This window comes from Rhodovulum sp. P5, from assembly GCF_002079305.1.
Taxonomy (GTDB): domain Bacteria; phylum Pseudomonadota; class Alphaproteobacteria; order Rhodobacterales; family Rhodobacteraceae; genus Rhodovulum.
This window is the reverse complement of the sequence record NZ_CP015039.1, coordinates 622,533-644,140: the sequence shown is the minus strand read 5'-3', so window position 1 is coordinate 644,140 and position 21,608 is coordinate 622,533. Positions and strand designations below refer to the sequence as shown.

The window sequence follows — 21,608 nt, the reverse complement described above, 5'->3', positions numbered from 1 at the left end:
ATGTATGAACGCGCTGCTGCTCTGGCGGCAGCGTGAAAGGATCAATTGAAGTCGAGTTGTTCTGTGTTAGCTTTTCACCTGTTGTTGGGGATGCATCTGGCGACACTTATTGCTTAATTGGGGAAGAACATGAAAACTGTGATATTGACGACTGTCGGCGCACTGGCGCTGGTGGCGGGGCAGGTTTCTGCCGCAACGCTGACGAACGGGTCCCTCAGCGGTTCACTTGCAAACAACGGCGTGCCGTCCGGATGGACGATCGGCTTGGGATCTCCGGATACGAACCAGATTGACGCGGCCGCCGGTTTTCTGGGAACGAACTACGCCGTCGCGGCGACGAACTCGTCAGACGGCGGAACCTGGGTCGGTATTGCTCGCGATGACGCAGGGAATTTCATAGAATCGTTTTACCAGACCGTTACCGACCTGATCGTGGGGCAGGCTTATACCCTTGGTTGGGAAACGGCGAATTTCGGGTTTTCCTCGCCGCTCTATGACGGCGACAACGGGATAGAGGCCCTGCTTGACGGCGTGGGTATTGGTACCGGTGCGTTGCACAGTGTCGGGAGCAGCTGGTACGATGAATCAGTGAACTTCGTTGCGACCGCAACGTCTCACGATATCGGTTTCGTCCTCGCCACCGGTTCCAGATCGTACTTGCAGATCGACGGTATCACCCTGACCGAAGTATCGGCTGACGTGCCGGTCCCGGCCTCCCTGCCGCTTCTCGTTGCGGGGATCGGTGGTCTTATCGCGCTGCGCCGCAAGGCGGTCTGAGGCGCCATCGGGGCCTGTGAGATCAACGGGCCGCGTCCGTCGGGCGCGGCCTTCTGCTGTCGCTCAAACCGAAGACCGGTCAGCCCGCGCGGAAGTGCTTCGACAGCTTCAGCCCTTGGCCCTGATAATTCGATGCGATCCCTTGCCCGTAGAGCGTTTCCGGCCGGGCCGCCATGCGTTCATAGACCAGCCGTCCCACCACCTGCCCGTGTTCGAGCACGAAGGGCGCTTCGTGGCAGCGGACCTCCAGCACCCCGCGGGAGCCTGTGCCGCCCGCCGCGTCATGGCCGAAGCCGGGGTCGAAGAAGCCTGCGTAATGCACCCGGAATTCCCCTACCATCGCCAGATAGGGGGCCATTTCGGCGGCATGGTCGGGGGGGATATGCACGGCCTCGCGGCTGACGAGGATGTAGAAGGCGCCGGGGTCCAGGATGATCTGGCCGCGGTCGGTGTGCAGTTCTTCCCAGAAATCGGCGGGGTCGTGGCGGCCGATGCCGTCCAGATCGATCACGCCGGAATGCGGCTTGGCCCGATAGCCGACCAGATCACTGCCAGAGGGTTTGAGATCGACCGAAAAACCGAGCCCCTGAGAGATCACGGCCGGTCCCCCGGTGACGAGGCCGACCCTGTCGTGCAGATCCTGCAATGCGGTATCTGAAAGGACGGCCTGGCCGCGGCGGAACCGGATCTGGTTCAATCTCTGACCCGGACGGACAAGGACCGAGAAGGAGCGCGGGCAGATCTCGGCATATAGCGGGCCGTCATAGCCCGGCCGGATCCGGTCGAATTCTACCCCTTCATCGGTGATCGCGCGGGTCAGAAGGTCGAGCCGCCCGGTAGAGCTTTTGGCATTGGCGACGGCCTGGATATCGTCGGGCAGCGCCAGTCGCTCCATCAGCGGCACGACATAGACGCAGCCCTTTTCAAGAACGGCCCCACCGGACAGGTCGATTCGATGCATTTCCAGATCGGCCAGCCGGTCGTGCACGGTGCGGCCCCGGCCCGGCAGGAACGAGGCACGGACCCGATAGGCCACCGATCCCAGCCGCAGGTCGAGCGAGGCGGGCTGAATCTGGCCCTCGGCCAAGGGGGCCTCGATCCCGATGGCCCCGGATTGGACAAGCTCGCGAATGGTCTGGGCTGGCAGCACGCCGGTGCCGGTCATCGCAGTTCCCTTCTTGCGCCCGGGCCAGATACACGACCGCCCGCGGCCGGTTGGCGCGCGGGCGGTTGTGATGTTGGTCGGGCTAGCAGGACTTGAACCTACGACCTTCCGTCCCCCAGACGGACGCGCTACCAGACTGCGCCATAGCCCGACGTGGGGCGTTTCATACCATGTTTGCGCGCAGGGGCAAGCGTCAAAACACCCCTTATTCGGCCTTTGATCCGGCGCCGGTTTCCATCCGTGCAGCCAGTGCCTGAAGCTGCGCCATCACGGCCTGCGCACGTTCGGGATCGGCCGAGAGCGCCGTGCCGAGCGCGGGCCGGGCCACGAGCGAACGAAGGGGCGGCGCATCGGGAACAAAGGCCGGATCGTCGTCGGCCGGATCCTCGATCGGGATATCCGCGCCCAACGGTTCGGGTTCCGTGGCCGGCTCCGGCTCCTCGGATGGCTCCGGTTCCGGTTCGGGCCGTCCGTCGGTGGCGGGTTCCTGTGGGGGGATCGCTTCCTCAGGCTCGGCTGCGGCGGCTTCGGACGGCGTGTCGCCCTCCGCCCCCTCGGTGCGGTGGAAAAACATGCCCGTGCCGCTTTCGTCCGGGGCAGGGGCGGCGGCCTCGTCATCCTCGGCCTCGGCGTCCGGCATGTCGGTCTCGGCAACCAGGGCCGACTGAAGCTCGTCGGCCCGGCCGGGCGCCTCGGCGCCGTCATCCTCCGCGTCGAGGGTGGGGGTTGCCGAACCAGCCATCTCCGCTTCCGCCGGTTCTTCGTCCTGTTCAACCGCGACTTGGTCGGGGAGAGCGGCGTCCTCCGGTTCGGTCTCCTCCAGCAGCAGGTTGTATTGCTCTTCCTCTGCTTCGGGTTCTTCCGATGGCTCGGCCGCCGCTGTGGGGCTTTCTGGGGCAGGGGCCGGTTCCGGCGGTTCCTCGACCGGGGGCGCGGTGGCGGCGGGTTCGGCGGCCTGTTCTGCGCGGGTGGTGGAGGTTTCGGGGTGCCCCCCGCCAAGACCCGTGACGATGTCGTCCGGCCCCGCCTCGTCCTGATTTTCGCGGGCGGTCTCCAGATAATCCACCGGCGGCAATTCATCGCGCCGCTCGTCCGCGTCGGGGTCTACCGCCTCGGGCTGCGCCGGTTCGGAAGGACGGCTGCCGAGGTCGGGGGCAGCCTCGTCCGCATCGAACGATTGCGGGGCAGGGGGCTCTGGCGTGGGCAGAGTGTCCTCGTGATGGAATGTCGCGATGTCTGGCCCCGACTCCCCGGTGTCCGGGACAAGGGGGGGCGTGTCCGCCTCGTCATCCAGCATGTCGATGACAAAGCCTTCCTCCACCGCGGGGGACAGCGCGGCCACGGCCTTGACGCCCTGTTCGCGCAGGATCTTCTGAACGCCGCGGATCGTCAGCCCGTCTTCATGCAGAAGCTTCTTGATCCCGCCCAGAAGCAGCATGTCGGCAGGGCGGTAATAACGCCGCCCGCCTGCGCGCTTGACCGGCTTGATCTGGGAAAACTTGCTTTCCCAGAAGCGCAACACATGAGCGGGAGTCCCCAGCCACGCCGATACCTCGCTGATCGTGCGAAACGCGTCGGGCGATTTATCGGTCGTCAATGGAACTTACGCCTTTCTTCCCGCATTCCCCGCGGCCACGCGATCCTTCATCAGGTGCGATGGGCGGAACGTCAGAACGCGGCGGGGGGAAATCGGGACCTCTTCGCCGGTTTTCGGATTGCGGCCGACACGCGCGGCCTTTTCCCGGACGGAGAAGGTTCCGAAGGATGAAATCTTGACGGACTCTCCGCGGATCAGGGCATCGGACATGTGCTGAAGCACGCTTTCGACCAGCTCAGCCGACTCATTGCGGGACAGGCCCACCTCGCGAAACACCGCCTCGGTCAAATCCATGCGTGTAAGCGTTTGTCCCGACATGGCCGTTTCCTCCCCGACTCGCGCCACCCTTAATATTCAAAACCTTAGGAAGAAAAGAATTTCCGAGTCAATCTCAACGGCTTGAGGTCGGGAGTTCGCGCGGCGCCTTACCAGCGCAGAACGACCGAGCCCCAGGCCAGGCCGCCGCCGATCGCCTCGGTCACCACGACATCGCCGGGCTGGATCTTGCCCTCGGCGCTGCCAACCGAAAGCGCCAGCGGAATCGACGCCGCAGAGGTGTTGCCATGATCCTGAACCGTCACGATCACCCGTTCCATCGGCAGTTGCAGCCGTTGGGCGGTGGCCTTGATGATCCGCAGGTTCGCCTGATGCGGCACCAGCCAGTCGACATCCTCGCCGGTGAGCCCCGCCTTTTCTAGCGCGGCATGGGCCGTGTCCGACAGCTTTTCGACCGCGTGGCGAAAGACTTCCTTGCCGGCCATGCGCAGATGGCCGGTGCGGCCCGTTGACACACCGCCGTCCACATACAGGATATCCTTGTGCCGACCGTCGGAATTCAGGTCGACCGAAAGGATGCCGCGGTCTGCGGCGGTGCCGGCGCCTTCGCCGGCCTCAAGGATCAGCGCGCCGGCGCCGTCGCCGAACAGAACGCAGGTCGACCGATCTTCCCAGTCCATCAGGCGGCTGAAGGTTTCCGCGCCGATGACCATCACGCGGCGGGCCTGACCCGTGGAAATCAGCGCATTGGCATTGGCGAGCGCGAATATGAACCCCGCGCACACCGCCTGAACGTCGAACGCAAAGCCCCGGGTCATGCCAAGGCCGGCCTGAACCATGGTCGCGGCGGCCGGGAAGGTCAGATCGGCGGTCGATGTCGCCATGACGATGGCGTCGATGTCGTCCGCCGTCAGGCCGGCATTTTCAAGCGCGGCGCGGCCGGCCCGGATTGCCAGATCCGACGTGGTCTGCCCCTCGGCCGCAAGGCACCGCCGCTCGATCCCCGAGCGGCTCCTGATCCACTCGTCCGACGTATCCAGCGTTTTCTCGAATTCGGCGTTTTCGACAACCTTTTCAGGCAGATAATGCCCGACGCCCCTGACAATGGCCCTCATACCCATGCGACACCCTACCCCTCGGCCACGTCTTTGTAATCATTCTGAACCGGGCATTTCGCGGATGCAACCCGCGCCGCCAGCCGGTCCGTGAACCCCGATCTCGCAAGATCGAAGGCCAGCTTGACAGCCGCCGATACACCTGTCGCGTCGGAAGAGCCATGCGACTTGACCACCGTGCCGTTCAGGCCAAGGAAGACGCCACCATTCACCCGCCGCGGGTCGATGCGTTTCTTCAGGCGCCGCAGCGACGTGTAGGCGAGGAGCGCGGCAACGCGCGACAGCGGCGTCGCCTTGAACGAATCCTTCAGGACATCGCCGACAAGGCGCGCGGTGCCCTCTGCGGTTTTCAGGGCGACGTTGCCGGTAAAGCCGTCGGTGACGATGACATCGACATGGGCGCTGGGAATATCGCCGCCCTCGACAAAGCCGATGAATTCGTAATTGGCCTTGTCGGCGCAGTCGGCGATCAGATCATGGGCGGCCTTCAGTTCGGCGCGGCCCTTGTTCTCTTCCGTACCGACATTGAGGAGGCCGATCCGGGGGCATTCGAGCCCCAACCCGTTGCGGGCATAGGACGTCCCCATCAGCGCATATTGCAGGAGGTCGTTTTCGTCCGCGCGCACATCGGCGCCGACATCCAGCATCACGTTGAAGCCATGGGCGTTTCGCGACGGCCAGAGACAGGCAATGGCCGGGCGATTGACGCCGGGCAGCTTGCGCAGCCGAACGATGGACAGCGCCATCAGCGCCCCGGTGTTCCCACAAGAGACGCAAACCGTCGCCTCGCCCTCGCGCACGCTGTTGATGGCGGACCACATCGAGGTGTCCTTGCCATGCCGCATCACGTGGCTGGGCTTTGCATCCATCGTGACGACGCCGGTCGCGTCGCGGATGTCCACGCGGCCCTTCAGGACCTTGCGCTTGGCAACCAGCCGGTCCAGCACGTCGTGCTGCCCGTGCAGGATGAACCGAAGTTCAGGATTCTTTGCCGCCGATTTGGCGATTCCGGCCACGACAGCAGACGGGCCGCGGTCGCCGCCCATCGCATCGACCGAAATCACGGTCTGCGTGACGGCGCGCAGCTTTGAGCTCTGTTCGACAGTCATCTGAAAACGCGCGCCCGCCGTTTCGGCTTAGGCCGCGTCGTCTTCGTCCAGGTCGAACTCTTCCGTCTGGGCCACGACCTCACGGTCGTCGTAATGGCCACAGGCCGCGCAGACGTGGTGCGGGCGTTTCAGTTCGCCGCAGTTGGAGCATTCGGCCGGGTTGCCCGGCACCAGCGCATCGTGCGAACGGCGGTTGTTGCGGCGCGAACGCGTAACTTTATTCTGAGGGACAGCCATGTCTCAACCTCGGTGTTTCGGGGGCGCGGGGCCCCGGTCATTCATTTATTGGGGAAACGCGCCACAAAGGCGCCCGCGGCGCGGCGTCCTACCCATCAAGCAAGCGAGGCCGGGAACATACTGCGATTCTTGCAGGGCGCAAGTGTTTTCTCGCCTTGTCCTAACCGTCGAGCTTCTTCTTCAGATCGGCCAGCGCGGCGAATGGTTTCACATCGGCATCGCGCAGCGCCTTCGCGCCGGGCGGGGCATAGACGGCCTCTCCCAGTTCGGCATCTTCGGCACGCGGGTAGAGCGGAAGCGCAAGCGCCAACACCTCCTCAAGCAGCGCTGACAGGTCGAGGACATCGGGCAGCGGCTCCTCGGTGTCGTCTTCGGGCATCGCGATCTCATCGCCCGACGGAAGATCGGGCATGCGCGCGCGAAAGACCCGCGTCACATCGGTTTCGATCCGTGTGGTCACGGGGGCGAGTGTCACCACGCAGGGCTGTACGACCGTGGCGCCCAGATGCGCGGCCAGACGCCAGTCGGCGCGACCTTCGGGCACCAGTTCCCCTTCGAGGCGCAGCTTGCGCAGGGCCGACAGGCCCAGCCGTTCGGCGATTTCGGCGCAACTTTCCGCATCGGGGACGATGCGGAAGCGGGTTGGCGCGCGTTCGCTCAGCCGGGCCAGTCGTATTTTGGTATCGGTGATTTCCGGCATGTCTGCGGATGGCCTTCCATTCTTGAACCGGAGGCTTTCATTCTGTAAGCGGATTAGGTGGCTTAGGCCCCCAAGACAAGAGGTTTGCATGGGAAGGCCCCGGGCAGGTGTCGCTGGACTTGTATGTGTCGCGGTGGTTTCCGTGACCCTCTCGGCCTGTACGCCGATCATACGCAACCACGGCTACGCGCCGACAGAGGCCGATCTGGAAGAGATCGTCGTCGGCGTCGATACGCGCGACACGGTCGCCGATGTGGTCGGCTCCCCCACCGTCAGCGGCGTGATGCGGGACAATGCCTGGTACTATGTCGAAAGCCGGTGGCGGACGATCGGATACCGCGCGCCGGAAATCACCGACCGGCAGGTCGTGGCGATTTCCTTTGACCGCAACGGGACCGTCGCCAATATCGAACGGTTCGGGCTGGAAGACGGACGCGTGATCGCCCTGAACCGCCGGGTGACCGAATCCAACATTCAGGGCATCTCGTTCCTGCGCCAGCTTCTGGGCAATATCGGACAGGTCACGCCGGAACAGTTCACGGCCAATTAATCCGCCCCGTCGGCCTTGTCGAAGCTTAACGCGACACCGTTGATGCAGTAGCGCAGGCCGGTCGGCTTCGGTCCGTCGGGGAACACGTGGCCCAGATGCGCCGCGCAGGCGCTGCAATGCACCTCGGTCCGGGTCATGAACAGGCTGCGGTCGGTCTGTTCGCCCACGGCCTTGTCGGAAACGGGTCGGGTGAAGCTGGGCCACCCCGTCCCGCTGTCGAACTTGTCCTTCTGGTCGAACAAGGACGCACCGCAGCAGACACAGCGGTATGTGCCCGGACCTTTCGGAAAATCGTCATGGGTGAAGGGCCGCTCGGTCCCGTGCTTGCGTGTCACCTTGTAGGCGAGGTCGGAAAGTTCCTCTCGCCACTCGGCATCGGATTTCGCAGTCTTCTGGGTCATTTCGTCTCGCTTCTGCCGTCAAACAATTGTCATGTCTTGTGTGATAACGCGCCCGGATGGATATCTAGGCGGGCTGTCACGGCCCGCCAGTCGTGGAGCGGTTACAATGTTGTCACTACGCAAGGGCCGGTACGCGGCCCGTCTTGCCGAAACCCCGGACGACGTCGAAGCCGCCCAGCGCTTGCGCTATCTCACATTCCGCGCGACCGAGACCCAGCCCGGCGGGCTTGACGCCGATGCCTATGACGCAATGTGCCGTCACGTCCTTGTCGAGGAAACGCGGACTGGTCGGCTTGTCTGCTGTTTCCGCCTGTTGCCGCTGAAGGGCGGGTCCGAGATCGGGCAAAGCTATTCCGCGCAATATTACGAACTGTCGGGCCTGGCGTCCTTCGATGGTCCGATGGTCGAGATGGGTCGGTTCTGTATCCATCCCGACTGCAAGGACCCCGACATCCTGCGGGTGGCCTGGGGCGCGATGACCCGATTCGTCGATGAAGAGGGGGTGGAGATGCTGTTTGGCTGCTCCTCCTTCAAAGGGACGGAGGCAGAGGCCTATATGGATGCCTTCGCCCTGCTGAAAGAGCGCCATCTTGCGCCCAAACGCTGGCTGCCGCGGGTCAAGGCGCCGAACGTGTTCCGCTTTGCCCAGAACCTGAGGCTGGGCAAACCCGATGCCAAGCGCGCGATGCTGGGCATGCCGCCGCTTCTGCGCAGTTACCTGGTGATGGGGGGCTGGGTGTCGGACCATGCGGTGGTCGACCGGGACCTCAACACGCTGCATGTCTTCACCGGGCTGGAAATCCGCGCGATCCCGCCCGCGCGAAAACGGCTGTTGCGCGCCGCCGGAAGCTGACCGGGCCCGCCACGCACGCAGGCGCCGGAAAACCGTCCGCATGGTGGCTTTGTCGGCGGACCCCGGGCGGTGATGCGCCGGCGCCACGCGGCCGATATTCACGGACCGCATTATTGATTTGGAGTGGGTCTGAGAATAATTTCCCGCTGCGGTTGTCGGTTGAGTCGGTTTCCGCGCGGAAGGAAGGCGCCCCTATCCATCATTCCGCGAAACGGGCGCAGTCGTTCGTGGAGCGGAAAATGTCGAACGAGAATGTCGGCGCCTGTCCGAAACTGCTGGAAACTGTGATTGGACACCTGCTTGGCGAGGTTGAGACCGCGATTCAGGGCCTGTCGCCGGAAGCGTCCGATCTGATCGTGTTGGGCCTGTCGAACCGTCTGGTGGACAACCTGGCCTATGACACCGGAACCCGTTGGTCCGGCAAGGCGCGGGGTGAGATGATCGAGATCGCCTCCCGCATTTATGGCTTGGCGGTCGAGGTGCTTCAGGACCTCGACATCGGCCCGGCACAGAGTGATCGGCCCGGCGGTCACTGACGCACTCGCGGCCCGCGCAGCAGGAGCCACAGGCAAAACGCCAACTCTGCGATCAGACAGATAGCGTAAAGCGGCTGAACCAGCGAAAGCAGTTCGGGGCTGCCGAAACGGATGGCGGCGCCGGTAGCATAAATCGCCCCGGCTGCCGTCAAGAGCCATCCAAGCCCGGCCGGAAACCAGCCGGACCGGCGCACCAGAAGCCCCAGAATGATGCAGGTGACAGCAAAGAAGGCGAGGCCCAGATCGTAACCCGCCGCATGGGCGTTCAGATGGGCAAGGGCGAGCGCTGCATGGACGTCCCCCAACTTCATCAGGGTCAGGGCGACCTGAAGGTTCATCAGGTTTGCAGCCAGCACCGCCGTCTGGACCAGCCGGAACACCATCGCCGTCAGGGCCAGCCCCGCATGCACCGGCCGGAACAGCAGATAGAGCAGCACCGCCAGTGCCGCGTCCGACAGCAGCATCGCCAGATCCAGCAACAGGCCCAGTCGGAACAGGGGTTCTGCAGTAAGGATCGCCGTGGCCGTGGCCTTGGCGTCGTCGGGCGCGATCAGGGGCCCGCGAATGGCCAATTCACCGGACAGGCCACACAGGATAATCAGAAGATACGCCAAGCCTGCCCATCGCGACAGGGCGCGGGCCGCGGGCGCCGGGATCGGTTGCGGTTCCATGGCCCAAGCATGACCGCTTTGTCCCGCCCGGTCGAGGGCGCAGCCCGTCTTGACCGCGCATGGCCTGCACCGTAGGCAGCGGCCATGGCCCGTGCTCCGCTTTTGCAACTTTCCGACATCGCGCTGACCTTTGGGGGCGATCCCGTCTTTGCCGGTCTGGATCTGGTGATCCAGCCGGGCGACCGCGTGGCGCTGGTGGGGCGGAACGGGTCTGGCAAGTCCACGCTGATGAAGGTGATGGCGGGGATGGTGGAGCCGGATTCGGGCGCGCGGATTCTCTCTCCCGGTACCACCGTCGGCTATATGGAGCAGGAACCGGACCTGTCGGGCTTTGCCACGCTGGGCGATTTCGCCGCCAGCGGTCTGGCCCATGGCGAAGAATACCGGGTGGAGATGGTGGCCGAGGGGCTGAAGCTGGACCCCGCCGGGGCGTGCGAAACCGCGTCGGGCGGGGAACGCCGGCGCGCGGCGCTGGCCAAGCTCTTGGCCGAGGCCCCGGCGCTGATGCTGCTGGACGAGCCCACGAACCATCTGGATATCGAGGCGATCGGCTGGCTTGAGGCGCAGCTTGCGGATACCAAATCGGCCTATGTGCTGATCTCGCACGACCGGGCGTTCCTGCGGACGCTGACCCGGGCCACGCTCTGGATCGACCGGGGGCAGGTGCGGCGGCAGGACAAGGGCTTCGCCCATTTCGAGGAATGGCGCGACAAGACCTGGGACGAGGAGGACGAGGCGCGCCACAAGCTTGACCGCAAGATCAAGGCCGAGGCGCGCTGGGCGGTGGAGGGCATCTCGGCCCGGCGCAAGCGCAATCAGGGCCGGGTGCGCGCACTGCAGGGCCTGCGCGAGGAACGCGCCAGCATGATCCGCCGGCAGGGCACCGCGGCGATGGCGCTGGAATCCGGTCCGCAATCGGGCAAGCGGGTGATCGAGGCCCGCGGGATATCCAAGCGTTTCGGCGACCGTCCGATCCTGCGCGAGTTTTCCCTGCGTATCCAGCGGGGCGAACGGGTGGCGCTGGTCGGCCCCAATGGCGCGGGCAAGACGACGCTTTTGAAGATGCTGATCGGGGAATTGGTCCCCGATACCGGCGATGTGGTGCTGGGCACCAATATCCAAATGGCGGTGTTCGATCAGAACCGCACGGCGCTCGACCCTGACATGACCCTGTGGGAAAGCCTGACCGGCGATCCGGATATGCGGGTGTCGGGCAAGGCCGATCAGGTTCTGGTGCGCGGACAGCCCCGGCATGTGGTGGGCTACCTCAAGGACTTCCTGTTCGACGATGCGCAGGCGCGGGCGCCGGTAAGATCGCTGTCGGGCGGAGAACGGGCGCGGCTGCTTCTTGCGCGGATCATGGCGCGGGAAAGCAACCTTCTGGTGCTCGACGAACCGACCAACGATCTGGATGTCGAGACGCTGGATCTGTTGCAGGAACTGCTGTCGGACTATGACGGTACGGTGCTGCTGGTCAGCCACGACCGCGATTTCCTAGACCGTGTCGCCTCGACCACCATCGCGATGGAAGGGGACGGGCGGGCCACGGTCTATGCGGGCGGCTGGACGGACTATCGCGCCCAGCGGGGGGAGCAGACGACCCCCGCGAAACCCGCACCGAAACCGGATACGCCCAAGGCCGCGCCGAAATCGAAAGCGCCGTCACAGCCCGAGGGGCTGAGCTTCACCGAGAAACACCGGCTGGAAGAATTGCCCGCGGTGATCGAGCGGCTGGAGGCCGAGATCGCGAAGCTGGAGCAGTTCCTGGCCGACCCGGACCTCTTCACCCGCGAACCGGTCAAGTTTCGGAAGGCCAGTGAGGCCCTGGTCGAACGGCAGACCGCGCTGTCGGAGGCCGAAGAGGAATGGATGACGCTGGCCGAAAAGGCCGAAAGCGCGGGGTAGGCGGCCTTCCGCGCAGCACATCCGCGGCATTTTCGCACGACAAGATCGAGGTTGACGACTCAAGCCCCGCAAGGCCTAGAGTTGTGCGGTCTTAACGATTTCTTGCGCGCTGGGGATAAACGCTCTTCCGTTTGGGTTTTTGCGCAAGCTGATTTCGCAATTGTTCAGGGATTTCAGCCCGTTGCAGTCGGTCTGACGCTACTCGATTAGGCGAAAATCCTTAAGACGGAGGATAACATGGACGAATTCGAGGCCGTTGCCAGCGCCCTTCCGGCGGTGACCGATGCAACACTGCCCACAGAGATCACGCGCGTGTCGGTGGCCACCGACGGAACTCAGAGCAATACCGGCAGCGACAATCCCGTGCTCTCGCCCGACGGTCGGTTCGTTGCGTTTCACGCGACTGCCAACACCCTGGTGGACGGGGATACCAACGGGGTCAAAGACGTCTTCGTTCACGATCGCCAGACAGGCGAGACCGAGCGGGTTTCGGTCGCAAGCGATGGGTCCGAGGCCGACAGCTTCAGCTACGCGACCCGTATTTCGGCGTTTTCCACCGATGGTCGCTATGTCGTTTTCGATTCCACGGCCACGAACCTCGTGGACGACGGATCCAACGAACTGGCCTGGGATGTCTTCATTCACGACCGTGACACGGGTGAGACCCAGCAGGTCGCCCTGTCCAGCGACGGGACCGACGCTGACGGCGCGAGCTATGGGGTCGCCATGACGCCGGATGCCCGTTTCGTCGCCTTTTCGTCAGAGGCCACCAACCTCGTGGACGATGACACGAACGGCTACACCGACGTCTTCGTTCGTGACCTTGAAACGGGCGAAACCGAACGGGTCTCGGTCGCAAGCGATGGCTCCGAAGCTGATCTGTCGTCCTCCAACGCCTCCCTGTCGGATGATGGCCGCTATGTCGCGTTCTTGAGCAGCGCCACCAATCTGGTGGCCGGCGATACCAATGCCACGGGCGAGATCTACGTGCACGACCGCCAGACGGGCGAGACCGAACTCGTGACCGCCGCGTTCGACGATGGTGTCAGTGATGGCGACCATCGGAATCCGGCGATCTCGGGCAATGGCCGCTTCGTCGTGTACAACTCCAACGCCAGCAACCTCGTTACCGGCGATACGAACGAAGAGGACGACATCTTCGTCTACGACCGCCTGACGGGCGAGACCGAGCGGGTCTCGGTGGCAAGCGACGGGGCCGAAGCCAATAATGGCAGTGCCTTCCACCGGTTTGCCGGGATCTCGGCCGATGGGCGCTTTGTGGTGTTCGACTCCTGGGCCACCAACCTGGTCGAAGAAGATACGAACGGCATGCTGGACGTCTTCGTGCATGACCGCCAGACCGGGCAAACCGCACGCGTCTCGGTCGCAAGCGACGGGGCCGAAGGGAACGGCAGTAGCAGCGACCCGTCGATTTCCGCAGACGGCCAGTTCATCACCTTCCTGTCCTATGCGGACAACTTCGTGGTGGGAGACACCAATTATGCCGAGGATGTCTTTGTCACCGCCAACCCGCTTTATGCGTCGGGGGCCGACACGCGTCAGGATTTCAACGGCGACGGCACCGATGATGTGCTCTGGCGCAAGGAAACCGGCCATGTCGGCTATTGGGAGATGCAGGACGGCGACGAGACCTTCCACGCCATCGGCTATGCCGGCACCGACTGGAGCGTGCAGGGCACGGGCGATTTCAACGGTGACGATACCGACGACATCCTGTGGCGGAAGGATACCGGCCATGTCGGCTATTTCGAGATGGACGATGGGCAAGAGACCTATCACGCCATCGGCTGGTCAGGTCTGGACTGGACGGTTGACGGCACGGGCGATTTCAACGGCGACGGGACGGACGACATCCTGTGGCGGAAAGACACCGGCCATGTCGGCTATTTCGAGATGAACGAAGGGCAGCAGACCTATCACGCCATCGGCTGGTCGGGGCTGGACTGGACGGTTGAGGGCACGGGCGATTTCAACGGCGACGGGACGGACGACATCCTGTGGCGGAAAGACACCGGCCATGTCGGCTATTTCGAGATGAACGATGGGCAGCAGACCTATCGCGCCATCGGCTGGGCCGGGCTGGAATGGTCTGTCGCGGGCACGGGCGATTTCAACGGCGACGATACGGACGACATCCTTTGGCGGAAGGACACCGGCCATGTCGGCTATTTCGAGATGGAGAATGGGCAGAAGACCTATCGCGCCATCGGTTGGGCCGTCACGGACTGGTCTGTCGCGGATGTCGGAGATTTCAATGGCGACGGCACCGATGATGTCCTGTGGCGGAAGGACACCGGTCAGGTCGGCTGGTGGGAGATGACCGACGGGGCCGCGACCTTCCAAGTCATCGCCAATGTCGGGCTGGAGTGGGACGTCGCGTGAGGGCGTAAAACGGCCCGGATGTTCATGAATTCCCCCGCCGGGCGGTCGCCGCGACCGGCGGCGGGGGACGCAGGCGTGAACCGTGGGGCCGCCGCCCACGGTTCTACTGTGGGTCACCGCATCCGCAGCGCCCCGTCCAGGCGGATCACCTCTCCGTTCAGATAGCAGTTGCCGAGGATATGCAGGACAAGGGCTGCGAACTCCTGCGGCTCGCCCAGCCTTTGCGGCGCGGTCACGTCCGCGGCCAGGCCATCCATCACCTCTTGCCCGAGGCTTTCCAGCATCGGCGTGCGGAATACGCCCGGCGCAATGGCCATCACCCGGATGTTCTGGCTGGCCAGGTCGCGGGCCAGCGGCAGGGTCATCGCCGCGATCCCGCCCTTGGAGGCTGCATAGGCCGCCTGACCCTTTTGCCCGTCGAAGGCCGCAACAGAGGCCGTGTTCACGATCACCCCGCGGCAACCGTCGCCGTCGGGGGCGTTCCTCGCCATTTCCTCTGCGGCCAGCCGAAGCACGTTGAAGCTGCCGATCAGGTTGACCTCGACGGTCCGGCGGAAGGTTTCCAGCGCGTGGGGACCGTTGCGGCCCAGTGTGCGTTCCGCGATCACGACGCCGGCGCAATTGATGCAGGCGGTGATGCCGCCCATCTGTGCCGCGGCCTCTCCAATCGCCTGTTCGACAGACGATTCCTCTGTCACGTCGACGGGCTGAAACCCCGCGCCGATTTCGCTGGCCAGTGCCATACCCTGGTCCGTGTCGCGGTCTAGGATGGTGACCGCTGCCTCTTCGGCACACAAGGCACGCGCCACCGCGGCCCCCAGCCCCGATGCGCCCCCGGTCACGATGGCCTTGGTCTCACTGATCTGCATGGAAGTCTCCCACCCCGTCTTCTTCGCACCGAGAGCTAGCCGGGCCGGGCAAGGCTTGTCCAGAGCCCTCTACCAACGCCCGCTGGCGCCGCCGCCAGAGGACGTGCCGCCGCCGAAATCACCGGGGTCGCCCTTTGCGGATCGGGGCGGAATGTCCTCGGTCCTACGGTCGCGATAGTCGCAGTTGCGGCAGGTAATCTCGGTCTCGCGCAGGCCCGGCGTGTTTGGGGTGGCTTTCGACAGGACCCGCCGGTCCCGGTGCAGACCCCTCTGCCCACAGTTCGGGCAGCGGCGCATACGGTAGCCGACATCCCCGAGCTTCCTTTTCAGAACCAGAAACACCGCAAGGATCGAGAAGCCCGCAAGGACAGCCAGATCGCGCAGGGAGAAACTGGTACCCTGGGGCGGTTCCGCGCCCGCGGCGTGGGGGCGGGCAATCCGGGCGATGGTGGCCTCGGTGCCTTCCAAGATCCCCGCGGAATATCGGTCTTCCCGGAACCGGGGCAGGAAGCTGTCGTCGATCACCGCCTGCGCGACTGTGTTCCAGTCGCTGGAATAGCCCGACCCGAGCGCAATGCGCATTGCCCGGTCGTCATGTGCCACAAGGACAAGGATGCCGTCATTCCGCTCGGCATCGCCGACGCCCCAGATGTTGAACAGGGTCTTCGCGAAACCGGCCAGGGTTTCGCCCTCGACATAATCCCGGCGCGCCCCGATCGTCAGTACGGTCATCTCGACACCGGTGTCAGACCGCAGCGCCCGTAAGATCGCCCGCAACCGGTCCTCTGCCGGGGCGTCGATGATCCCGGCGATATCGTTGACGTATAGGTCCGCATGGTCCGGCCACCGGTCCGACTGGGCGAGGCTGGCCGTTGGCCAGAGGAGCAACAGCAGCAGGGGGATCAGGCGCAGGTGGATCATGGGAACCTTGCAGGCGAAGGGGGCTGTCCCCAAGGCTATGGGCGGCATTTCTGCATGGCAAGCCATCCGGGCCTGTCGCGTCTGCGTCACGTTCGGCCCCGGAAAATCCATCAAATTTCATTGTGATAGCAGGGTTAAGAAATTGAATGTAGAATTACCCCAAAGCAGCGGGATTCATTGCGAATCCCCCAAACCCGAAGGGCCCGTCATGAGACCGCATCGCAAATCCGTGCTGCTCGCGCTCGGCTTGGCTGCGGTTCTTGCCATGCCCGCGGCGGCCGAGGGCACCGGGGCTGCGGAAGAGGGGCCGGTTCTGTCTTACGTCGGTTCGTCCGGAACCGGCGGTGACTGGCAAGGCAGCTATGCGGGTATTCAGTTCGTCTATTCGGATCTGGACAGTGCCAGTGGCGACGACGACAGGGCGGTCACGGGCTTTCACGCGGGCTATCGCTGGGATCTTGGCCGGCACGTGATGGGGATCGAGGTCGATTACGCACGCCCCGACCTGACGGTCATGGACGAGGATATCGACCACGTCCTTCGGCTGAAGGGCCAGTACGGGTTCGATTTCGGGCGGACGATGGCCTATGCGACCGCCGGGGCCGCCACGGCAGAGACGTCGCTGGGCGAGGGCACCGGTGTCCTGCTTGGGGCGGGGGTGGATTTCTCGGTGACGCCGTCCTTCGTTCTGGGGGCCGAGGTGACCTATCAAGATTTCGACGAGTTCGGTAATTCTGGCACCGGGGCCGATGCCACTACCGCGGGGCTTCGCGCCTCGTTCCGGTTTTAGCAGGCTGCTGAAAAACCAGAAATCCCGCCATCGCAAGAGAATACCGTTCGTTGTAAGCAACGGTGCAGCAAGGCGAGTAGGGCCGCGCCCGACCCTGGGTGGGCGCATCGAAGCGCTCGTGCCGATCGGTTAATCTCAAAAGTCCGAACGACTTACGGGATCTGGAGGACATCGCCAATGCGCCCTCCCGCGGGGAGGGTCGGGCGCGGCCCGGGCTGGTCGCCCGGACCAGCTTGGGGACGATGTTCCGAAAGCTCTCGACCGTAGACGCATGTCGTGTGCTTTTTCAGCAGCCTGTTAGGTCATCCCAAGCCTAGAAGAACGTGCCTTGGGCCTTGATCTGTCCGGCCTCTGTGATCGCCCTGATCTTGACGACGTTCTTGTAAAGCACCGACCCGTTCATCGGGGTCCACATGAAGCTGACCGAGGCCGGGTTCCCGGTCTGCCTTGCACTCTGGATGCCCAGTGCGTCGGACAGTTTCAGCGGCGTGTCGGTCAGCGTGAACTGTTTTTCGTAGACGAGGTTGGGAAGGGTATGCGGCCCGTCGCCGATCCCGCAAAGGGACCTCAACTCCTCGAAATGCTCAGCCAGATCGACGACCGTCTGCGATTTCGGATCCTCGACCCATTGCTTCAGTCCGAAGGCCGTGTCGCGATGGATGCCGACATTGGTCTGGTAGATATGCCCGGTCAACGGATCGTTGGTGCCCCGGTCGAGGCTGAGAAAGATATAGGCATGGCCGGCCGCACCGCCCGAGACGTTGATCCGGACAAGGATATATCCCGGCAGGCTTTTCATCGATCGCAGCGCGCCCAGAACCCGTTGGTCGTCGGACAAGTCCACCGCATTCGCGTTATCCGCGCTCTTGATGTTCGCCATCGCGGATCCCGACAGGATTTCGCACATACGATTGGCGCTGTCGCCGCAACTGAGCCGTGCCGAGATCTGTTCGTTGGCCGTCGCCATGCCTTCGATCTTCCAGTCGATCAGGTTCTGGTCGATGGCCACGTTCTTGAACGCCTGCTGGCCGGCAAGGTTCGTCCATGCGTGCAGAACGCATCGGCGTAACGCTTCGTGGACGGGATCCATTGCTTCTCCCTCCGGGTTTGGCGCTGCGGTCTGTCGGGTCTGCCGCCAGTGCCGCCCACTGGGGCCCGTGTTCGGACCAAGCGGGCCAAGGCCCGAAAGGCCGGATCGCGACGGGATGGCCCGACACTCGCAAGCGCGCGACTCCACAGGTCGAGTGTCGGACAACCGGAACGGAAGTCAAGACAGTCCCGGCGCACCCATGTGCGGTGCGGGCTCAGTCCAGCAGCGCGCCGACCACGGTCGGGATCATCATCACGTCGTCGCGGGTGCAGTCGAACTGCCCGACCTGAACCCTGATCACGAACCGGCCCGCATGGCGCGTCTGCGTCAGGTAGATCCGCCCGTCATCATTGATGCGCCGCAGCAACGCTTCGGTCCGGGCATCGTCGTCCAGCGCAAAGGAGAACAGCGACAGGCGCGGTTCCGTGACGATCTTGACCCCCGGCAGGGCAGCCAGGGCATCGCGCGCCTCTGCCGCCCAGGCGACATGGTTGCGGATGCGGGCGCGCAGACCCTCCAACCCATAGGCCCTGAGCACGAACCACAATTTCAGCGCCCGGAAGCGGCGGCCCAGCGGCACCGTCCATTCGTTGAAATCGGTGACCTGTGCCTGACCCAGCGTTTGCAGGTAGTCCGGTCGCAAACCCAGCGTCTGTACCTGCGGCGCAGGATCGGCAAGGAACTGGAGGGAGCAGTCGAATTGCACGCCCAGCCATTTATGCGGGTTCACCACGATGGAATCCGCCCCGTCGATGCCATGCCAGAGCGGGCGGAATTCCGGGCAGATCATCGCCGATCCGGCCCATGCCGCATCGACATGGGTGTAAAGGTCATGCGCCCGGGCGACGGCAAGTGTTTCTTCGATCCGGTCGCAGGCCCCGACGCCGGTCGCCCCGACGCACAGGATCAGACCCGCTGGCCGATATCCCGCCGCCAGATCGGCCCGGATCGCGGCGTCAAGCGCGCCCGGATCCATCGCATCATCGGCATCGGTCGCGACCCTGACTAGATTGGCCTGCCCGATCCCCGACAAACGTGCGGCCTTGTCCACGGAACTGTGGGCCTGACCACTGGCATAAAGCCGCAGGCGCGGCTGGCCCGAAAGCCCCTCATCCAGCCCGGCCCAGCCCAAGGCGCGTTCGCGCATGGTCAGGATCGCGGACAGCGTGGCGGTGGTGGCGCTGTCATGGATCGTGCCGGTGAATTCGGGGGAGAGGCCCAGCGCGTCGCGCATCCAGCCGACCATGACCTCTTCGATCTCGGTCCCGGCGGGGGAGGTCTGCCAGAGCATGCATTGCGCCGCCATCCCGTTGGCCAGTTGCTCGGCCAGCATCGAGGCGGGCGCGGCATTTGCCGGGAAATAGGCAAAGAAGCGCGGATGCTGCCAATGGGTCATGGCGCCGGGCACCAGCGCCTCGAAATCCGCGAAGATCGCGTCCATCGGCTCCGCCGTCTCGGGGGCCTGCGCGGGCAGTTTCGCCGCCGTCTCGCCCGGGGTGGCCCGGGGCCGGACGGGCCGGTCGCGCAGCCCGGTGTGATACGCGCGGATCCAGTCGGCCGCGCGTTTCGACCAATGCGCCAGATCGTCGTGGTTCATCGCCCATGTCCCGTCAGTTGTCTTGGGCCGGGTTAGTGCCGGCGAAAGGACAGGACAAGGGCCCGCGACGCCTCAGCCCAGTTCGGCCTGCACCCGCTTGGGCAGGTGCGATCGCACCGTGTCGTAGCTTTCCTGCAGGCGATGGGTCATCTCGTCATCGTCCAGCGCGGTCGCATCGACATAGATCCAGCCGCCGCGCGGCAGATAGGGCGCCTTGCCCGCACGCCCGACCGAGATCAGCATCTCGGCATAGTCCGGGTCGGCGCATTTCAGCGAGACATGGGCAGAACCCACGGCCATCAGGGCGAAGATCTTGTCGCCGACCTTCCAGACGTCGGTTTCCGGGCCGAAGGGGTGGTCACGCACGGCCCCCGGCAGGGCGTCGCAAAAGGCGATGATCTGGTCTTCGGTCATGGGGCGCTCCTTCGACTCGGGGCACTGTTCACGCGGTCTTGGCAGAGTTTGGACCCGCTGCTATGACACTGCCATGACGAACCGCTGCAACACCCCCTGCTGCATTCCCGGCTGACACCCGATCGGGCGGGCCGGCGTCGTATTTCCTTCACCTTGGATATGTGCCAGAACCCGCCGCGGGACGCGCGTGAAGGATTTTGCCCATGACCGACATCCGCCTTTACAACACGAAAACCCGGCAGAAAGAGCGGTTTCAGCCGATCGACCCGTCGAATGTGCGGATGTATGTCTGCGGGCCCACCGTCTATGACCGCGCCCATATGGGCAATGCCCGTCCCGCGGTGGTGTTCGACGTGCTCTACCGGTTGTTGCAGCACCACTACGGGGCCGACCACGTCACCTATGTGCGCAACATCACCGATGTGGAAGACAAGATCATCGCCCGGGCGGCGGAGCGGGGGATTTCCATCGACGAGCTGACCCGCACGACGACCGAGTGGTATCACCACGACATGGCGGCGCTGGGCGTGGATTACTCCGCCGATCCGCGGTTCATCGAACCCCATGCCACCGCCTATATCGGCGAGATGATCGCGATGATTGAGGCACTGATCGCGGGCGGCCATGCCTATGCGGCCGAGGGGCATGTGCTGTTCGATGTGAAAAGCTATGACGCCTATGGCCGGCTTTCGGGTCGGTCGCTGGACGACATGATCGCGGGCGCGCGGGTGGAGGTTGCGCCCTACAAACGCGACCCGATGGATTTTGTGCTGTGGAAGCCGTCCTCGGACGATCAGCCGGGGTGGGACAGCCCCTGGGGCCGTGGTCGGCCGGGCTGGCATATCGAATGCTCGGCGATGAGCCATGCGCTTTTGGGTGAGAGCTTTGATATCCACGGCGGCGGCAACGACCTGATGTTCCCCCACCATGAGAACGAGATCGCGCAAAGCTGCTGTGCCCATCCGGGCGGCGATTTCGCGCGGGTCTGGATGCATAACGAGATGTTGCAGGTGGAGGGGAAGAAGATGTCCAAGTCCTTGGGCAACTTCTTCACCGTGCATGAACTGCTGGAACAGGGCATCCCGGGTGAGGTGATCCGCTTCGTCTTTTTGGGCACGCATTACCGCAAGCCGATGGACTGGACGGCGGAGAAGGCGCGGGAGGCAGAGGGCACGCTGCGCAAGTGGCGTGGGCTCACCGCGGGTATCGAACCCGCGTCGAGCCCCGCGCCCGAGGTGATCGGTGCGCTGAGGGACGATCTGAACACCGCGGGCGCGATTGCGGCGTTGCACGCGCTGGCCGGTGCAGGTGAGGCGGCGGCCCTGAAAGCATCGGCCGGGCTGTTGGGCCTTTTGGGCGACGATCTGGGGGATTGGGCAGACGCAGGTGCCAGCGATCTTGACGGTTGGGCGGAGCGGCTGGCAACAGAACGCGCGAAAGCCATGGAAACAAAGAACTTCGCGGAAGTGGACCGCCTGAAGGCGGCGCTTGTCGCGGCGGGTGTCGAGGTCCGGATGAGCAAGGCAGGCGTCGAACTGGTGCCGGGCGCCGGGTTCGATGCGGCGAAGCTGGAGGGGGTCGCGTGAGCCCGTTGGTCTGCATGACATGCCCCAGCGCCCGTAGAACGGTCGG

General features: G+C 64.5%; 22 protein-coding genes and 1 tRNA gene. 8 read left to right on the top strand and 15 right to left on the bottom strand.

Annotation, left to right across the window (positions count from 1 at the left end; genetic code table 11):
• Positions 1-129 precede the first annotated feature (129 nt).
• The gene (locus RGUI_RS03160) at positions 130-777 is read left to right on the top strand and encodes a VPLPA-CTERM sorting domain-containing protein (RefSeq protein ID WP_081531721.1); all 648 of its coding nucleotides are present in this window, start codon (positions 130-132) and stop codon (positions 775-777) included.
• A gap of 79 nt (positions 778-856) precedes the next feature.
• On the opposite strand, the gene RGUI_RS03155 is transcribed toward RGUI_RS03160, so the two are convergent.
• From RGUI_RS03155 to RGUI_RS03120, 8 genes are all read right to left on the bottom strand, one after another.
• The gene (locus RGUI_RS03155; protein WP_081531720.1) at positions 857-1,942 is read right to left on the bottom strand and encodes a 2'-deoxycytidine 5'-triphosphate deaminase; all 1,086 of its coding nucleotides are present in this window, start codon (positions 1,940-1,942) and stop codon (positions 857-859) included.
• A 74-nt stretch (positions 1,943-2,016) separates the two neighbouring features.
• A tRNA-Pro gene (locus RGUI_RS03150) sits at positions 2,017-2,093 on the bottom strand.
• 54 nt (positions 2,094-2,147) lie between these two features.
• Positions 2,148-3,539, bottom strand: a complete 1,392-nt coding sequence (locus RGUI_RS22015; protein WP_253798822.1) for a MerR family transcriptional regulator — start codon at positions 3,537-3,539, stop codon at positions 2,148-2,150.
• Between the two features lie 6 nt (positions 3,540-3,545).
• The gene (ihfA, locus tag RGUI_RS03140; RefSeq protein ID WP_081531719.1) at positions 3,546-3,857 is read right to left on the bottom strand and encodes an integration host factor subunit alpha; all 312 of its coding nucleotides are present in this window, start codon (positions 3,855-3,857) and stop codon (positions 3,546-3,548) included.
• A gap of 107 nt (positions 3,858-3,964) precedes the next feature.
• Entirely contained in the window at positions 3,965-4,936 is a 972-nt protein-coding gene (locus RGUI_RS03135; RefSeq protein WP_081531718.1) for a beta-ketoacyl-ACP synthase III, read from the bottom strand.
• An 8-nt stretch (positions 4,937-4,944) separates the two neighbouring features.
• Entirely contained in the window at positions 4,945-6,039 is a 1,095-nt protein-coding gene (gene plsX, locus RGUI_RS03130; RefSeq protein ID WP_081531717.1) for a phosphate acyltransferase PlsX, read from the bottom strand.
• 27 nt (positions 6,040-6,066) lie between these two features.
• Entirely contained in the window at positions 6,067-6,276 is a 210-nt protein-coding gene (rpmF, locus tag RGUI_RS03125; RefSeq protein ID WP_081531716.1) for a 50S ribosomal protein L32, read from the bottom strand.
• Between the two features lie 160 nt (positions 6,277-6,436).
• Complete coding sequence (locus RGUI_RS03120) at positions 6,437-6,976, bottom strand: DUF177 domain-containing protein (protein ID WP_156882847.1); 540 nt, start codon at positions 6,974-6,976, stop codon at positions 6,437-6,439.
• Between the two features lie 88 nt (positions 6,977-7,064).
• Between RGUI_RS03120 and RGUI_RS03115 the strand changes: the two genes are divergently transcribed.
• On the top strand, positions 7,065-7,526 hold the full coding sequence (locus RGUI_RS03115) for an outer membrane protein assembly factor BamE (RefSeq protein ID WP_081531715.1): 462 nt from the start codon (positions 7,065-7,067) through the stop codon (positions 7,524-7,526).
• Here RGUI_RS03115 and msrB read toward each other — a convergent pair.
• On the bottom strand, positions 7,523-7,927 hold the full coding sequence (gene msrB, locus RGUI_RS03110; protein ID WP_081531714.1) for a peptide-methionine (R)-S-oxide reductase MsrB: 405 nt from the start codon (positions 7,925-7,927) through the stop codon (positions 7,523-7,525). The genes RGUI_RS03115 and msrB overlap by 4 nt on opposite strands.
• 106 nt (positions 7,928-8,033) lie before the next feature.
• On the opposite strand from msrB, the gene RGUI_RS03105 reads away from it, so the two are divergent.
• Together RGUI_RS03105 and RGUI_RS03100 are read left to right on the top strand one after the other, a co-directional pair.
• On the top strand, positions 8,034-8,780 hold the full coding sequence (locus RGUI_RS03105; protein ID WP_081531713.1) for a GNAT family N-acetyltransferase: 747 nt from the start codon (positions 8,034-8,036) through the stop codon (positions 8,778-8,780).
• A gap of 239 nt (positions 8,781-9,019) precedes the next feature.
• On the top strand, positions 9,020-9,316 hold the full coding sequence (locus tag RGUI_RS03100) for a hypothetical protein (protein ID WP_081531712.1): 297 nt from the start codon (positions 9,020-9,022) through the stop codon (positions 9,314-9,316).
• On the opposite strand, the gene RGUI_RS03095 is transcribed toward RGUI_RS03100, so the two are convergent.
• Positions 9,310-9,987, bottom strand: a complete 678-nt coding sequence (locus RGUI_RS03095; protein WP_081531711.1) for a DUF4386 domain-containing protein — start codon at positions 9,985-9,987, stop codon at positions 9,310-9,312. The genes RGUI_RS03100 and RGUI_RS03095 overlap by 7 nt on opposite strands.
• Positions 9,988-10,071: 84 nt before the next feature.
• On the opposite strand from RGUI_RS03095, the gene RGUI_RS03090 reads away from it, so the two are divergent.
• Positions 10,072-11,892 (top strand): ABC-F family ATP-binding cassette domain-containing protein, encoded by a 1,821-nt coding sequence (locus RGUI_RS03090; protein WP_081531710.1) that lies wholly within the window; start codon positions 10,072-10,074, stop codon positions 11,890-11,892.
• A gap of 237 nt (positions 11,893-12,129) precedes the next feature.
• A complete protein-coding gene (locus RGUI_RS03085; protein WP_081531709.1) occupies positions 12,130-14,295 on the top strand; it encodes a VCBS repeat-containing protein in 2,166 nt (721 codons plus the stop codon).
• A 113-nt stretch (positions 14,296-14,408) separates the two neighbouring features.
• Here the strand turns inward: RGUI_RS03085 and RGUI_RS03080 are convergent, their stop codons facing one another.
• Complete coding sequence (locus RGUI_RS03080; protein ID WP_081531708.1) at positions 14,409-15,164, bottom strand: SDR family NAD(P)-dependent oxidoreductase; 756 nt, start codon at positions 15,162-15,164, stop codon at positions 14,409-14,411.
• Between the two features lie 69 nt (positions 15,165-15,233).
• On the bottom strand, positions 15,234-16,085 hold the full coding sequence (locus RGUI_RS03075; protein ID WP_172841071.1) for a YgcG family protein: 852 nt from the start codon (positions 16,083-16,085) through the stop codon (positions 15,234-15,236).
• A gap of 208 nt (positions 16,086-16,293) precedes the next feature.
• On the opposite strand from RGUI_RS03075, the gene RGUI_RS21660 reads away from it, so the two are divergent.
• On the top strand, positions 16,294-16,875 hold the full coding sequence (locus RGUI_RS21660; protein WP_172841070.1) for an outer membrane protein: 582 nt from the start codon (positions 16,294-16,296) through the stop codon (positions 16,873-16,875).
• Between the two features lie 313 nt (positions 16,876-17,188).
• Here the strand turns inward: RGUI_RS21660 and RGUI_RS03065 are convergent, their stop codons facing one another.
• The 3 genes from RGUI_RS03065 to RGUI_RS03055 form a co-directional block, all read right to left on the bottom strand.
• The gene (locus RGUI_RS03065; protein ID WP_081531706.1) at positions 17,189-17,965 is read right to left on the bottom strand and encodes a hypothetical protein; all 777 of its coding nucleotides are present in this window, start codon (positions 17,963-17,965) and stop codon (positions 17,189-17,191) included.
• Between the two features lie 214 nt (positions 17,966-18,179).
• Positions 18,180-19,562 carry a pyridoxal-dependent decarboxylase gene (locus RGUI_RS03060; RefSeq protein ID WP_081531705.1) on the bottom strand — a complete coding sequence of 461 codons (1,383 nt, stop codon included), beginning with the start codon at positions 19,560-19,562 and terminating at the stop codon, positions 18,180-18,182.
• A 72-nt stretch (positions 19,563-19,634) separates the two neighbouring features.
• Positions 19,635-19,976, bottom strand: coding sequence for an MmcQ/YjbR family DNA-binding protein (locus RGUI_RS03055; RefSeq protein WP_081531704.1), 342 nt, complete (start codon positions 19,974-19,976; stop codon positions 19,635-19,637).
• Positions 19,977-20,179: 203 nt separating this feature from the next.
• Here RGUI_RS03055 and cysS point away from each other — a divergent pair, with 203 nt between their 5' ends.
• Complete coding sequence (gene cysS / locus RGUI_RS03050) at positions 20,180-21,562, top strand: cysteine--tRNA ligase (protein ID WP_081531703.1); 1,383 nt, start codon at positions 20,180-20,182, stop codon at positions 21,560-21,562.
• Positions 21,563-21,608: the final 46 nt, after the last annotated feature.

Coding starts and splice junctions, on each gene's coding strand:
- RGUI_RS03160 (WP_081531721.1), top strand. CDS start 130: ATGAAAACTGTGATATTGACGACTGTCGGCGCACTGGCGCTGGTGGCG.
- RGUI_RS03155 (WP_081531720.1), bottom strand. CDS start 1,942: ATGACCGGCACCGGCGTGCTGCCAGCCCAGACCATTCGCGAGCTTGTC.
- ihfA (WP_081531719.1), bottom strand. CDS start 3,857: ATGTCGGGACAAACGCTTACACGCATGGATTTGACCGAGGCGGTGTTT.
- RGUI_RS03135 (WP_081531718.1), bottom strand. CDS start 4,936: ATGGGTATGAGGGCCATTGTCAGGGGCGTCGGGCATTATCTGCCTGAA.
- plsX (WP_081531717.1), bottom strand. CDS start 6,039: ATGACTGTCGAACAGAGCTCAAAGCTGCGCGCCGTCACGCAGACCGTG.
- rpmF (WP_081531716.1), bottom strand. CDS start 6,276: ATGGCTGTCCCTCAGAATAAAGTTACGCGTTCGCGCCGCAACAACCGC.
- RGUI_RS03120 (WP_156882847.1), bottom strand. CDS start 6,976: ATGCCGGAAATCACCGATACCAAAATACGACTGGCCCGGCTGAGCGAA.
- RGUI_RS03115 (WP_081531715.1), top strand. CDS start 7,065: ATGGGAAGGCCCCGGGCAGGTGTCGCTGGACTTGTATGTGTCGCGGTG.
- msrB (WP_081531714.1), bottom strand. CDS start 7,927: ATGACCCAGAAGACTGCGAAATCCGATGCCGAGTGGCGAGAGGAACTT.
- RGUI_RS03105 (WP_081531713.1), top strand. CDS start 8,034: ATGTTGTCACTACGCAAGGGCCGGTACGCGGCCCGTCTTGCCGAAACC.
- RGUI_RS03100 (WP_081531712.1), top strand. CDS start 9,020: ATGTCGAACGAGAATGTCGGCGCCTGTCCGAAACTGCTGGAAACTGTG.
- RGUI_RS03095 (WP_081531711.1), bottom strand. CDS start 9,987: ATGGAACCGCAACCGATCCCGGCGCCCGCGGCCCGCGCCCTGTCGCGA.
- RGUI_RS03090 (WP_081531710.1), top strand. CDS start 10,072: ATGGCCCGTGCTCCGCTTTTGCAACTTTCCGACATCGCGCTGACCTTT.
- RGUI_RS03085 (WP_081531709.1), top strand. CDS start 12,130: ATGGACGAATTCGAGGCCGTTGCCAGCGCCCTTCCGGCGGTGACCGAT.
- RGUI_RS03080 (WP_081531708.1), bottom strand. CDS start 15,164: ATGCAGATCAGTGAGACCAAGGCCATCGTGACCGGGGGCGCATCGGGG.
- RGUI_RS03075 (WP_172841071.1), bottom strand. CDS start 16,085: ATGATCCACCTGCGCCTGATCCCCCTGCTGCTGTTGCTCCTCTGGCCA.
- RGUI_RS21660 (WP_172841070.1), top strand. CDS start 16,294: ATGAGACCGCATCGCAAATCCGTGCTGCTCGCGCTCGGCTTGGCTGCG.
- RGUI_RS03065 (WP_081531706.1), bottom strand. CDS start 17,965: ATGGATCCCGTCCACGAAGCGTTACGCCGATGCGTTCTGCACGCATGG.
- RGUI_RS03060 (WP_081531705.1), bottom strand. CDS start 19,562: ATGAACCACGACGATCTGGCGCATTGGTCGAAACGCGCGGCCGACTGG.
- RGUI_RS03055 (WP_081531704.1), bottom strand. CDS start 19,976: ATGACCGAAGACCAGATCATCGCCTTTTGCGACGCCCTGCCGGGGGCC.
- cysS (WP_081531703.1), top strand. CDS start 20,180: ATGACCGACATCCGCCTTTACAACACGAAAACCCGGCAGAAAGAGCGG.